The organism is uncultured Phenylobacterium sp. (assembly GCF_902826855.1).
Lineage (GTDB): Bacteria > Pseudomonadota > Alphaproteobacteria > Caulobacterales > Caulobacteraceae > Phenylobacterium.
In genome coordinates this window covers 1-13,548 of record NZ_CADEGK010000130.1, presented here as the reverse complement: position 1 = coordinate 13,548, position 13,548 = coordinate 1, and the positions used below count along the sequence as shown (strand labels likewise).

At 67.0% G+C, this 13,548-nt stretch carries 11 protein-coding genes; 1 reads left to right on the top strand and 10 read right to left on the bottom strand.

Annotated elements, in window-relative coordinates:
- From QZV94_RS16785 to mobQ, 6 genes are all read right to left on the bottom strand, one after another.
- The coding region (locus tag QZV94_RS16785) for a hypothetical protein (protein WP_293679228.1) at nt 1-1,551 on the bottom strand (1,551 nt) is incomplete at its 3' end.
- A 677-nt stretch (nt 1,552-2,228) separates the two neighbouring features.
- Nucleotides 2,229-3,476 carry a type II toxin-antitoxin system HipA family toxin gene (locus QZV94_RS16780; RefSeq protein WP_293679226.1) on the bottom strand — a complete coding sequence of 416 codons (1,248 nt, stop codon included), beginning with the start codon at nt 3,474-3,476 and terminating at the stop codon, nt 2,229-2,231.
- Entirely contained in the window at nt 3,469-3,798 is a 330-nt protein-coding gene (locus QZV94_RS16775; RefSeq protein ID WP_293679224.1) for an XRE family transcriptional regulator, read from the bottom strand. The genes QZV94_RS16780 and QZV94_RS16775 overlap by 8 nt, the downstream gene beginning before the upstream one ends.
- A 185-nt stretch (nt 3,799-3,983) precedes the next feature.
- Nucleotides 3,984-4,937, bottom strand: a complete 954-nt coding sequence (gene trbB, locus QZV94_RS16770; protein ID WP_293679222.1) for a P-type conjugative transfer ATPase TrbB — start codon at nt 4,935-4,937, stop codon at nt 3,984-3,986.
- 25 nt (nt 4,938-4,962) lie between these two features.
- The gene (locus QZV94_RS16765; protein WP_293679220.1) at nt 4,963-6,954 is read right to left on the bottom strand and encodes a type IV secretory system conjugative DNA transfer family protein; all 1,992 of its coding nucleotides are present in this window, start codon (nt 6,952-6,954) and stop codon (nt 4,963-4,965) included.
- Nucleotides 6,955-6,961: 7 nt separating this feature from the next.
- Nucleotides 6,962-8,458, bottom strand: coding sequence for a MobQ family relaxase (gene mobQ / locus QZV94_RS16760; RefSeq protein WP_293679218.1), 1,497 nt, complete (start codon nt 8,456-8,458; stop codon nt 6,962-6,964).
- Between the two features lie 423 nt (nt 8,459-8,881).
- On the opposite strand from mobQ, the gene QZV94_RS16755 reads away from it, so the two are divergent.
- Nucleotides 8,882-9,394, top strand: a complete 513-nt coding sequence (locus QZV94_RS16755) for a hypothetical protein (RefSeq protein WP_293679216.1) — start codon at nt 8,882-8,884, stop codon at nt 9,392-9,394.
- Here QZV94_RS16755 and QZV94_RS16750 read toward each other — a convergent pair whose 3' ends face one another.
- From QZV94_RS16750 to QZV94_RS16735, 4 genes are all read right to left on the bottom strand, one after another.
- The gene (locus tag QZV94_RS16750; protein ID WP_293679214.1) at nt 9,395-10,228 is read right to left on the bottom strand and encodes a cell wall hydrolase; all 834 of its coding nucleotides are present in this window, start codon (nt 10,226-10,228) and stop codon (nt 9,395-9,397) included.
- Nucleotides 10,228-10,779, bottom strand: coding sequence for a S26 family signal peptidase (locus QZV94_RS16745; protein WP_293679212.1), 552 nt, complete (start codon nt 10,777-10,779; stop codon nt 10,228-10,230). Before QZV94_RS16745 ends, QZV94_RS16750 begins: the two co-directional genes overlap by 1 nt.
- Nucleotides 10,780-10,992: 213 nt before the next feature.
- Entirely contained in the window at nt 10,993-12,018 is a 1,026-nt protein-coding gene (locus tag QZV94_RS16740) for a ParB/RepB/Spo0J family partition protein (RefSeq protein ID WP_293679210.1), read from the bottom strand.
- A gap of 12 nt (nt 12,019-12,030) precedes the next feature.
- A complete protein-coding gene (locus QZV94_RS16735) occupies nt 12,031-13,236 on the bottom strand; it encodes an AAA family ATPase (RefSeq protein ID WP_293679208.1) in 1,206 nt (401 codons plus the stop codon).
- Nucleotides 13,237-13,548: the final 312 nt, after the last annotated feature.

Below are 13,548 nucleotides of genomic sequence, written 5' to 3'. Positions count from 1 at the left end.
GGAGGAGCCGCCGCCCTCCTGGGCGATCATGTAGGCTCCAAAGGCGAGAGCTGCCGCCCAGCCGCCCCACTTCAAGTAGCGCTTGTTTCTGGCCTGCTTGAGATCGTCCTGCAGAAGACGCAGTTGAACGCCGTCTTCGCCGGTGGGGGTTCTGGCGACCATCAGCTCGACGATCCGGAGGGCCTCGCCTTGGTTTTTCGCCTCCAGCGCCTTGGTCAGGAGGCGGTGATCAATGTTGTTCTGGCTGATCCGAATGTCTGTCGTGATCTGATCGGCCAAGTCCGGATCAGCCGGTGACGAGACCGCTGCCAGTCCCTTCAATAGCGCCACAGCGGCGGCCGGGTCGTCATGCTCGTTGTTCAGATCCAATGCGAACGAGCGAACCACCCTGGTCGGAGCGTCGGCGTGGTCGCCGCCGGCGACCGTTTTCGAGGTTTGGACAAACGCCTTGTATAACGGCGCGACGTTAGTTCCGGATCGATCGGAAAAACCTGTCGCCTTCAGCTCTGACGCCACGCGGCTCACATTCGCCTTGGCCGCCTCCACGGCGGCGAATAAGGGCGCGAGAGCGTCTTCGGCCTTCTTCTCGACGGACAGCCGGGCGAGCGTGTCGACATCGGCCCTCAATTCTGAGGCGGCCGTGGGCAGCTCCTTAAAGAGGTCTCGCATGACGGCCGCAACGGCGTGGGCTTCATCGAAGCGACGATGATCGTTGGCGAGATCGATGCAGTGGCTTCGGACCCGACGATAGATCCTGAGGGACCGCTCCTCGTCGAGGCCCGACAGCTGACAATAAAGCTGCGCAGGCTGGCTAAGCTCGTCCCAGGAGGCGAGGAGCCCGTTGACGCCGTCGACCCCCCGATCATCTCCCGCCATCAAACTGACGAGCGCCGCATCGATGTCGCGCTCGATCTCACCAAGATGCGGGCTAGACCAATGGTCGTACTCGCGGAAAATCTCTTTGAGCATGGGATCGTGGGGATCACGGCCATCGGTCAGCAGGTCGGCGAGCGCCTGGGCCGGGCTCTGCTGGGCAATGATCGCCGCCAGGGCCGATCGTGCATGGGCGGTGCGCAGAGTGCGAAGTGCATCGGCGATCTGCGACGACTCGACTCGAGCAAATCCAGCCGTCGCTCTCGTGCTGTTCAGGGCGCTTAGGGTGGCTTCAAAGTTGATCTGTGCGTGCGCCTCGATCAGCAGCGGAATGAAGCGAACGTCGCTGAGCCTAGCGGCACCCTCCGCAGCCAAGTTGGCCGACGATAGAGGCGGCAGGTCCGGCATCGCGCTCAGCAGCGACGCAGCATCGGCGCGGTCGAGCATCGCGACCAGCTGATCGGCGCGGCGTGGGGCAACTTCAGAAAGCCACGACAACTCTGCAATCAAGCGAGCGTTAGGAGTCAGCAAAAGCTGCTTGATCTTGAGCAGAACCTGCTCGTCGCTCGGCCGCTCGATCACGGCGTCTTCGAACGCATCCTCGATCTCTGCGATTTTGGCGCGCGGAGACACTCGGAGCAGCGCGAATGGATTCTTCTTTAGCGAAAAGCCTTCCAAAACACCCAGCCCCTACCCCTCGTCCCTCTTCGCACCCAATCACGCTACGCGCTAGCGGCCAAGCTTCACAAATCGCCGGTGCGCCGACCGAGTGCGGGCTACGCAAAATGAAGGTCCCATGGGGAGAGATAGCGCTCCGCTCACGGTCCAGCAGAATGAGGTCTCTGATCCGCCAGCCTCTGGAGCAGATGCGGCACCCCGCGCCTGGGTTCAGAGTGCTAGCAAGTTCTCTTCGGGGGCAATCGCTGGTTGCATCTTCCCAGCCGCTAGCGCTTCCAAAATCGCCACCAGGGCTTCTCGTGTCGAGACGGCAGGTAGGCGACCCGCCATGCTTCGGCCTCCCGGGCCTCGGCTTCAGATCCAGCCCATCGAGATCGTACCGCTCGGAAATGGCCGCCCGCCATTCGGCCGACGCGTTCCAGCGATCGAGATAGTCCGCCTTTTCCCCTGCGGACAGTCCCGTCCAGAATGGGGGGAAGGTCAGCGTCACGTAGGCGTCTGCGACGCCCTGCGTGGCGGGATCCTCGTGCGACAGGTCGGGAAGGGCGATCCAGGGCGGCGGCGGTTCGTCCCTCCGCCTCGAGCCGTCTTTCCGCATCGATTAGTTGTCCTTGTGGCAGCGCCGGAGCAGCCTCGGCGCCTGAGGTCAGATGTCGTTCTGCCTCACCATCCCTACGCTACAGCGCCAACGCCCGCGCCAGGTCGTCATGCTCAAACGCACTCTCCATGCGTCGGATCTCCGACGGCCGCGCGCCGGCCGCCACGGCCGCGTCCCGCCACCCTCGGGTGACCTGGGCCACCTCGCGGACGATGTCGCGAGCGTCGGCGTCGCTGAGCGAGAACAGCCCAGCCACCGACAGCACCAGGGTCAGATCACAGGTGCCATCATCAAGGTCGATGGTCGTGGTCAGGATGCGGGCCTTCACGTCCACCGGCGTCGGGTTGAGATCGTAGGCCGGCGACAGCGTCCAACCACCCTGCCCCAGCCACAGGAAGCCGTGGTTACGCAGGTGATCATCAACATTGGAGATCAGGACGTTCAGCACCATCCGCCGATAGAGTTCGGCGGCGTCGCGCTGCGCCTGGGCGCCGGTCTGGACCAGGGCGTCGACCAGCTCGGGATAGCTTCCGCGTTCCCCGTCCTTCAGGCCCATCATCGATAGCGCCGACAGGAACGGGATGCGTCCCTCTCCCTCGCGGTCGAACCGACGCGATAGCAGGATCGCCTGGCCGGCCACCTCGATCAGCTCATGGGCGGCGACTCGGACGCCGGCCATCCCGGCCAGGGTCAGGGCCACCGATTCCCAGCGCTCGACGCTGTAGTCATCATCGGGCTTGGGGAACTTGGCGATCGATAGCCGGCCGTGCTGGTCGATCACCGAGGCCTTGGGCCGGGCGCCCCCGAGCGAGGACCCCGGCGCGAAGATCATCTGCAGATCCGCGTCGGTCTCCTCATCGCGCAGGATCCGGTCGGTCACCGCCATCAGGCGACCAAGCTCGACCAGGCCGGGAACACCCTGGGCCGTCGGCGTCTCGAACACCTCGCCGCCGGCATAGCGGAAGCGCAGCGCCCCCAGGCGCGACACATCGGCGACCCCGATCAGATAGTCGGCCTCCGCCAGGGTGCGAACCGCCCGGCCCTCGCGCTCGGCCCGGCGCCGCTCGGCGCGCTGCATCAGCCGCCGGCCCCAGGTGTCGGGCGCCGAGTCGCCCAGAGAGCCGAACATGGCCAGGCCCGCCGCCGGCGCAAAGGCGCCGCGGTTCAGGGTCAGGGCGGGCTCCAGCGAGAACCGGTCTGGATCTAGCAGCCAGTCGGGATGGTATTCAAAGGCCACGGCCTCGCCGCCGCGCCGGGCCTGCCGGTGGAGGGTTCCCACGCGCTGGACGCCGCCAGCCCGATCAATATGGACCTCGATGTCAGGCATGGGGCGTGCTCCGAACCCGCAGGCGCACCCGCTTGGGCAGCGCCTCGGCGGCCAGGGACAGCCCAACCTCGTCCTGACCCGGCGCGGCGAGATCGCCGAGGCCGTCCAGCAGACCCAGCGCCTGCAACACGGCCGCATAGATGCCCATGGCCACCATCGGGTCGCCCGCCTCGACCTTCTGCAGGGTCTGGCGCGTCGTAAACGCCCGCTCGGCCAGGATCTCCATGGTCAGCTGGCGACGGCGGCGCGCATTGCCGATATCCTCGCCCAGCTTGCGAAGCGCACGGCGAGTCGCGACGGAAGGGCGGTGTGCGGCGGGCATAATGTTATCTTATGGTGACGTTATAGGGTTTTAATGTCGTAGCAGTCTTACATTAAAATAGAACTGGCGGCCAGCCTTCACGACCTAGGCCGCAAAAGACGACCCCCGCCACGGCGAGCACGTCATAGACCCACAAGCGCCGCCCACGGCGCAGGCGCGAACCCCAGCTCCGAATACCCGCCGGCCTAAGCCACCCGGAGATCGTATCCTCCCTCCTCCCAACCCGCGACCCTGACGATCTCCGACACGCGCCGGCCACCCGGCGCCCGCTCGATATGGACCACCAGGTTGATCGCCTGCCCGATCGCCCGATGCGGAATCCGCTGCGTCACCTCCCCGATCAGGTCCTCCAGGCGGCTCAGGCCCTCGGCGGCGCTGTTGGCGTGCAGGGTGGCCAGGCCGCCAGGGTGCCCGGTATTCCAGGCCTTGAGCAGATCCAGCGCCGAGCCGTCACGGACCTCGCCGATGACGATGCGGTCGGGCCGCAGGCGCAGGGTGTCGCGCACTAGGTCGTTCATGGCAACCGCCGGCTCGGTCCGTTTGGTCAGCATCTGGATCTGGTCGGCCGCCGAGCACTGCAGTGCGGCCGTATCCTCGATCAGCACGGCCCGGTCGCCGGCGAAGGCCGGCTCGGCCAGGATGGCGTTGGCCAGCGTGGTCTTGCCCGACCCCGTGCCGCCGACGATCAGCAGGTTCTCCCGCGCGATCGCCGCCGCCCGGATCACCGCGGCCTGGGCGGCGCTCATCATGCCGCCGTCCACATAGTCGTCGAGGGTGAACACCACCTCGGGACGCTTGCGGATCGCAAAGGCGGGCCGGGCCACGACCGGCATGAACGCCCCCTGAAACCGCTCGCCGGTCTCCGGCAGGGTGGCGCTGACCCGGGGCCGGTCACGAGTCACCACCTCGCCCACATGGTCGGCGAGCAGGCGCAGGATGCGGTCGGCGTCGGCCGCCGCCAGCAGCTCGCCTGTCCACGAGCGCCCCTCCCCGATCCGGTCGATCCAGATCTTGCCGTCCGGATTGACCATCACCTCGACCACCATCCGGTCCGCCAGGGCCTGGGCGATGACCGGTCCCATGGCCTGTCGCAGCGCGGCGACTTTACGGTCGAGAACAACAGGATGGCGCTCGGTCATGGTGCGGTCTCGAAAACAGGAGGAGTCATAGGCTGCCGTCGTCCTCATCGGCCCGCAGAGCCGCGACGGGAGCCGGGGTGAGGTAGTCGGCCGCCGACATCGCCTCGGGCGCGGCCGAGGCCTCTGCAGGCCCCTCAGCGCCGCTGTAGCGAGGCTTGGGCACGCGGACGCCGGCGAAGGCCTCTGGCGGCGCACAGACCGCCCTGACGCCGCGCCAATCGATACTGGCGGGGCCAGGTAGGTCCGCAGCCCCCGGCCGCTGCTCGTAGGCCGCCGGCACACCGTGGAAATAGTCGCCGGTGCGCGCCTTGAAGAAGGGCTCTTCGTAGTAGCGGATCTTGTCCGCCAGGATCGGCTTGGTGTTGTTGACGAACAGGAACTGCTTGCGGTCGTCGAGGCCACGCACGTCCTCCTCCGACAGGATGTAGCGTTGCTGTTCCGACTGCGAGGTCGACCGGTGCGCCCGGCCGAACAGGCTGCGGGGGTCGCTGTAGCTCTCCCGCATCTCCAGCGCCTTGCCGGCGCGCCGCGTGACCTTTTCGATGCTGGTCGGCTCGGAGGTCGCGAAGGTCGCGGTGATGTGCATGTTGTCGAACAACGGCGTCTTGTCCCCGTACTTGGAGAACACGTCGTTGAAGCTTTGGCAGATCAGGTGGGCGGTGATGCCGTAGCCGGCCATCTCGCCCATCGCGTTCTCCAGGAACGGCAGGCTGCCGAGCTTGGGAAACTCGTCGAGCAGCAGCAACAGCCGATGGCGCTTGCGCCGCCGCCGGCTGTCATAGTGCTCGTGCTCCATCAGGCTGTTCACGCTTTGCCGGATGAACACCCGCACCAGGAAGGCCAGGCGGTCGGCATGGGCCTGGGGCGTGATCAGGTAGAAGGTCACCGGCGCCTCGGCGCAGACCAGGTCGCCGATCGAGAAGTCGGACCAGCTGGTGGCGTATTCGACCAGGGGGTCGGCCCATAGCGACAGCGACGCCCGGCAGGTGGCCAGCACGTTGGATTTCACCCGCTCGTCCATGCCGGCCAGCGCCGTCGCCCCCAGCTTCACCTCCGGGTGAATCTCCGGGATGAGAGCGTCGTCAGCGTCCCGCGCCAGGCCGTCGGTCGCGTGATAGTCTGGCCGATGCCGATGCTGGGTGTGCAGCATGGCGTGCAGGGTCGGTTCGATGTCGATCAGCAGGCGTCGAACCTGAGCCAGGTTCTTGAACTCGTCGGGCTCGCTGTAGAGCACGTGCAGGATCACCGCCGTGAAGAAGTCGGTGGCGCTCTGATCCCAGAAATTGAGGTCACCGGCCTTACGGCCCAAAGGGTCCACCAGGATGCCGACGACGTTCTGGATGTCGGCGATCTCCATCGGCCCCTTGCGGACCTCGAACAGCGGGTTCCAGCGCACCGTGTTGGGGTCGGTCGGCGCGAAATAGAAGACGTGGCTGAACGTCTTCCGGTGATCGGCGGTGATGTGCCAAAGCTCGCCCTTGCGGTCGTAGACGAAGGCGCTCTCCGGCCAAGCCACCAGTGTCGGCACGACATGGCCGGCCCCCTTCCCGCTGCGTGAGGCGCCGACGATGATGGCGTGTTCCGGCCCACCATAGGTCAGGTAGCGGCCCTTGAACCGCCCGAGCACACGCCCCCGGATCTGCCGGCCCGACCCGAACAGTTTGGCCCGCGCGACGTCCGCCAGGCCCGCCCAGGCGTCCCGCCCAAAGGCCTTGGGCGCCCGCTCCGAACCGCGCGTGGCCAACGCCACCAAGAGGATCGGCGCCAAGGCCACGGCGAGGCCCGTCAGGCCGGCGCCATCGAACAGGCGCGGATAGCGAGGCTGCAGGGTCAGATACCACTGGGTGAACGCCCAGGGCGGGTAGAGGCGAACCGGCCCGACATCGCCCCAGCCTGCGCCCAGGGCAGCCGCGTAATGCAGCCCGTGCGCGGCCTGCTGGGTCGCCCAGCCCAGGCCGAACAGCACGGCGAGGACCGCCACGGGAAGCACCAGAACCAGGCGCCGTGATGTGCTCATCTCCGCCTCACCGTCCAGGGATGACGCCGCGGCCCAGCGTCTGGCCCATCGAACGGTTGACCCGCTCCACGGCCAGCGCCCGGGCTTGCGCCGGATAGCGCATCAGCGCGGCGCGCGCGGGGCCGCCCACCTCGCGGATGAACCGGGTCTCGTCGGGCAGGCGGGACGGAACCTGCAGCTCCTTCTGACCCAAGGCCTGGGCGACGCGCAGATCGTTGTAGGCTCGCGTGGCCCCGTCGATCCGCTTGTCGATCCGCTTGATCTTGCGCTCGAGGGTCCGCCGCTGACGGGCCACATCGCCGGCGCGCTCCAGCTGCGGCCCGCGCCGCCCGGCGACATAGGCCTGACCGGCCGGCGAGGCGATCCAAGCGGCCCGCACCTGCACCGCGACCTCAGCCCGCTTCATCGCCATGCGCGCTCGGGCGATGGCGTTCAGCTCGGCGTGTTTGGCCCAGATCATCCGCGCCGGATTGCGGATCCACTGCACCAGGGCCAGCCGCCGCTGGCGAACCTTGGTCACCCGCTGTTCCATCGCCCGCAGCCGAAGTTTCGCCGCCGCGAGCGTCACCCGGGCCGGCTGCAGAAGGTCGCGTTCCAGCGACCGCGCGCTGTCGATCTTCGGCACGGTAAGCGCCGCGCGCTCAGTCGCCCAGCGATCCCGTTCAGCCACCATGCGAGCGCGCACCTGCTCGGCCTCGGTCGTCAATTTCGCGACCGGAACCGCGATCACCGGCGCCTCGCGAACCAGCCGGTCGGCGGTCGCCTGGAAGTCTGTCCGAAGCTCTTTGCGCTTAGCGTTGTGGGCCTCGGTGTCGCGGTTCTGCTGACCGCGTTCCGAGGCGATATCCTTGCGCTCCAAGGCGCTCACCGTGGGTCCCAGATGCACGCCCGGCTCGCGGTCAGACCCCTGGTCGGCCAACGACAAATGCGAGACCTGCGGGGCGTCCGGTCCCAGGTGCCGGCGCAGATGTTCGTTCTGGACATCGGCCCAGGCGGAGCGCCATTCCCGCAGCGCCTTCGGACTCCACCACTCGGCAGGTTTTTTGCCGAAACCATCCGGCGTCACCGACCGGGTCGTCACCAGGATATGGGCGTGGAAATTGCGCTCGTCGCCAGCCTGTCCCGGCCGGTGCATGGCCACATCGGCGATCATCCCCCGCGCCACCAACTGTTCGGCGACAAACGCCTGAACCAGCGCCCGCCGCTGCTCGAAATCGAGCTCATGCGGCAGCGACACCAACAGCTCCCTCGCGGGCACGGCGTCCTTGCGTCGCTCGGCGTCCTCAGCCGCGTTCCATAGGGTCTGGCGGTCACTGAATGACGCCGGCGCATCGGCCGGCGCCATCACCGCCGCGAACTCGATGTCGCCCTTCGAACCGAAGTCGAACTCCATCGCCAGGCGCTCGTCGATCAAGCGGTCGCCAGAGCGATAGGCGGCCGCCGCGACAGCGGAGCGGCCGGCCGACCGCTGGATGGTTTGAACCTCTAGTCGGTACTGCGCCATGCGCCCTCCCCTGCTCTGGCCCCTGCCGGGATCGCTAAGGGCAGCGCCCTTGGCTCAAGGGTTTCGTCGCCGGGAAGCGACAAGGGGCCTTGAGGGTGTCGGGCGAGGCCTGACCGCAGGGTTGGTGGGCGCAGCACATCCAACCCGTAACTGCGCCATTGTGACGAAATACGATAAACCACGGTATAGACCGATCCGCACTTTAATGGCAGCATTACGCCGTTTCGTGCTTTTTCATAATCGAAAGGCCGCATGATGGCCAAGGTCGACAAGCGCCGCAGGAACGCCCGTCCCTCCAAGTACAAGCCCCGCTCGCCCGCCCAGCTGGCCCGCAAACGGGAGCTCTGGGCCGCGCGCTCAAGCGACCGCGAACGGACGAAACGGACTGACGAGGAAGCCGCGCTCCTGGACAGGCTGGAGGCGTTGGAGACGGCGCTGCGGGAGGCCGGCCAGGACGGAATCCACAAGCAGCGGCACGTCACCCCGCTCGAAGATATCGCGGATGACGCCAAGCGATTCCACGTCCTGAAGGCGCGCGTCGAGCGGCTCGAAGCCCTGTGGTCCATCAACAAGCGCAGACGCGAAACACGCGGCAAAATCATCATCGGCGGCGCCCTGCTGGCCGAAGTTGGTGACGCACATTTTGCCGGTGATGATGAGCTGCTCGCCCGCCTGGTCGACATCCTCGACCGTCGGGTCGAGCGGGTCCGCGACCGCCTGACGCTCCGCGAACTGCTGGGCGATGTGCCCCTGCCTCTGCGGCCTGGTGGTGACCTGAACGAGGACGCTGAAAGCGCGCTTCAGGCCGCCGGAGATCGCCTTCCAGACTTCGACCTGATGGCCGAAACGGCGCTCGCCGAGCAGACTGACGACCTGGTCCCGAGCGGTCTCGACCCCGATTACGCAGACCTTGATCCAAACTGGCGCGTGGCCTGATCATCGGTCTGGCCCCGACGCCAAACCCGGTCCGACGACGAAGATCGATCGGCCGGAATCCGTGACCTTGGTGGCGCGCAAAGCGCCCTCCCCCGCCCCGTTTCCATCAGCCGGCTGCGATGGGTCGGGCGCCGTTTCGGCGCGGTTGTCGCCAACGAAGATGGCGCCCCCGGCCGCCGACCAGGCTGCGGCCGACGAGGGTCCACGAGGGGAAGAGGACGGGCCTGGCGAACGGGATCCGCCTCCCCCTGTCGATCTTGCATCGACGTAGAAGCTATGGGCGCCGATCACCGCGGACGGCCCGGTCCCGCCGAAGTTCACCAGGCCTTGTGAGACCTCTCCCCGAGCGGCGCGATCGGCGACGATCTGCGGGTTCTGGAAGTAGCGTGCGCCGTTCGTCAGATCGGGCAACCGGCCCTCAAGGGCCAAGTTGAGGATGGTCTCGATCCGCGCCCGCTGAGCCACGGTGGACGCTGGCAAACGACGCCAGTCGCCGCCGGCGCGCATCACCGGCTCGAACTGGCCGCGAGCATTGACGACAGCCTCCACGCTACCGCCCCAGCGCCCATCCTGGACGCGGTTCAGGATCGTGTAGACGACCGCCGCAAGCCCGCTGTCACCCTGGTTTCCGGCTTCGGCGAAGGCGACGCGGGTGATGGCCTCGCGCGCGTCTTGACGAGCGACCAGAGGCGCAAAATCGCCGCGCGCCAACGGGACGGACGCAGCCGCCCGAGGCGCCGTCGGCGGCGGGCAATTGACACCCGAGGGTATGGGTTGAGCGGTCTGTCCGCGCGCGAGCAGCAGGCACAGTCCCGCCAAGGCGGCCGGGTCCATCAGCGGTCTCCAGGGCTGGCATGAGGAATGGCCAACGGCCGGAAGACGCCGACGATTTCGGCGTGGCTGACAGGCCCAAAATATCGGCTATCGAAGCTGTTGGGGATGCGGTCGGAGAACACGAACACCTCGCCGTCGCGAAGCCGGCGGCAGCCTCTCCAGCGCGGCAAGGCCGCGCCTCGACGGTCCTGCCGGAGGATCGGCGCGCGCACCCGACCATTGATCTCCAGCCTGCCATTCGCGGTGCAGACCTGATCGCCGGACACGGCGGCGACATGCTTCAGGACCGGCACGCGCCGTAGGTAGGCCATATGGCCATCGGCGTAGGGATAGGCGGCTGACGGCGCGCGAAATGCGATCAGCGCGCCGACCGAAACTGGCCCTGCCCCGCGCACATAGAGCCCCTCAGGTTCACTGGCCGTGCGGTTCCACAGCAGCAGGGGCCGAGCCCCTCCAGCTGTCGCCAACGACAGCCCGCCGAAGAGCGCAGCGTTCGCCGCCAGCGCGCAGGCCAACGGCGTCCAACGCTGGGCGGAAGAGGAAAGGAGCATTGATCGGACCGGCGCAGCCAAAACGAGCCGAAGGCTCGGTAAGGCTCGCGGCTACGGTGTGGCTCATGTCCGGCGATTGTGGGCATGGCTGCGGCGAGAAGCCGCGTCAGCCGGTCACTGATACCCCGACGAAAGGGGTGAAGTTGCCAATTGGCAACTTGCGGTGTCGTGCCCTTGAAATCCGGTCAACTCGCCGAGTTGCCAGTTGGCAACTCAGGCCTTGGGCCGCAGCCGCTGCAGTTCGCGCTGGAAGGCGGCCGCGAAGTCCGCATTGCTGGCCTCGGCGTCAAGCGCCAGCTCGAGCACGATGGTCTTGGAACCCTTGCGGGCCAGGGTGAACAGGGCGGTCCCGCTGTCGCTGGAAATCACCGTCGCCCCCTTGCCGGGCTTGGCCTGGGCTTTCGGGCTGGCGGCGGCGACCTTCAGGACGGCGATGACCTTCGAGGGCTCCAAGAGCGCCTTACCCGCCGACGCTAAAGCCGCCTGCTCAACGGCCAGGCGCGTGGCCTCCGCCATCACCTTCGAGCGCGACCCGCTATCGGCCAGCAGCGGCTTGATCTCGCGCGCATGGTTCTCGCGCAACGCGCGGATATCGCCGAAGGCGTCCACGATGTCCGTGGGCAGCTTGGCCAGATCGAGGAAGCGCGAAAGCCAGGTCTTCGAGACCTCAAGACGCTCGGCCATCCGCTGGGCGACGCCGCCATAGAAGGTCTCGACGGCGTGGCGATAATCGAGCGCCCGCTCATAGTCGCTGATGTCCTTGCGGGACCGGTTCTCGACGTCCGCCAGACGGAACGCCTGCTCGTCGGTCAGCTCCCGCTCCTCGATGAGGTAGCGGATCTCGCGGTGCTCGACGGTGCGCAGATAGCTGACCGACCAGTGCCGGCGCGCGCCGCAGATGACCTCGTAATCGAAGGCCGGGTCGTCCTCGACCCGCCGAACGATCGCGGGGAACTCCTGCTCGCCCTGCGAGCGGAGACTTTCCAGGAGGTCACCGCAGGAGGTTTCGTTGAGCAGGTCGTAGCGCCGGTTGTGGCGCTCCCACATGCGGCAGCGGCTTGGATCGACCAGCTTGAGGGTCTTTTCTTTCACGTCGCCGGAGGTGACACGGGCTAGGCCGGTCAGACGGGTGCTGAGGCGCTCAGTAGTGGGCGCGCCACGCGCCGCGGTCGGGGTTTCAGTGACCGGAGCCACCAAGCCCGCGAGGATGGAGCGGTTCTTGCCTGTTGTGGATGCCATGACCGCCCTCCCCTACCCGAGTCCAAGCCGACGAAGTTCTGGCCGATGGCTCGGCCAGGCCTTGCGAATAAGCAGTTCGATCTCGCCATTCAGGCGGTCGAGATTGTTGCGGCAGCGCTCGTAGGTCTTCGTCCCTGGGCCGGTGAGCTCATAGACGGTGCGCAGCTGGACGTTGGCGTTGTCGATCTCGGCCGAGTCGAGCAGCGAGGCCGACAGCATGTCGGCGCCGAACACCGCCTCCATCATGTCTCGGATCTGGGTGTGCGCGCTCTTGCCCTCGTCGACCTTGGTCGCGACCACGCGCAGGAAGTGGTAGCCGCGGGCGCCGAGGTGGTTCTGCATCACTTCAAGCGTCTCGACGATCATGCGCAGGAAGTGGGCCGTCGAGGCAAAGTCGACGGTCGAGGGCGGGGTCGGGATGAGCAGGGCATTGGCCGCACGCAGGACGGCCAGGGACAGCATCCCCAGCGCCGGCGGCGGATCGAGTAGGACCACGTCGTAGTCCCCGGCCATACTTTCCACGCCACGACGCAGGCGGTCGAGCGCGTCCGGATTGCCGCGAAGCCGCGCCGCGGCCTCATACTCCGCCTGATATAATCCGAGGTTCGCAGGGATCAGATCGATGCCCGGCCAGGCGGTAGACCGCAGGGCATACTTCAGGTCCGGCTCGTCGCCGTGACGAAAGAAGGGCAGAAGGGTCTGCTCGTCGTCGATGTCGATGTCCGGGTTGAAGCCGAAGATCGTCGTCGTGCTCGCCTGGCTGTCGCAATCGACCACGGCCACCCGATAGCCCTTGAGCGCCAGGAACTGGGCGACGTGACAGGTCAGCGTGCTCTTGCCGACGCCGCCCTTGAAGTTCTGCACCGCCAGGACGATCGGCGGATCGTCCGGCCCGCGCCTCGGCCGCGTGCCGAAGACGTCGCGCATGTGATTGACCTCGGACAGGCTGTAGCCTTCCCGGCGTCCCGTCGGGCTGAGCCGGGGGGCGGGGAGGCGGCCATCGGCCTCAGCCTGCCGGATCGCTTCGGAGGTGCGCCCGACCATCTCGGCGGCCTTGGTCACCGAGAAGCGCAGGTCGACGATCTTGTGTTCGCCCGGGGCAAAGACCGTCGCCCGCAAACGGGTGATGACGTCGTGCGCCCGGTCGCTGAGCGCTGACATCGCGTCCAGTAACACGGGTCCGGAGGCGGCGCTTTCAGCTAGGGGTTGCTTCGCCATGGTCCGCCTCCTTTGCAAATATCCGACGTGATGCCTGGAATTTGCCAAGTTTTCGGTCAGATACAATGAAGAAAGGGTTAACAGCGCGCCGAGCCTGAACCCTCAAGGTTCAGGGCGACGGCAAGCCAGCCTGTCCGCCGCACCCCGTTAGAGGATATCTTAGGGATAAGGTTAGACAGAGTTAGGCGCCCCAACGAGGCCAAAAAACCAAAGCGCCGCAACGGTTTCTGAGAACGGCCGGTCACCGAAACCCCGAGGCTCGGGTCACTGATCCCCCGGGCTGACGGTCATCGATACCCCGTGGGAAAGGTC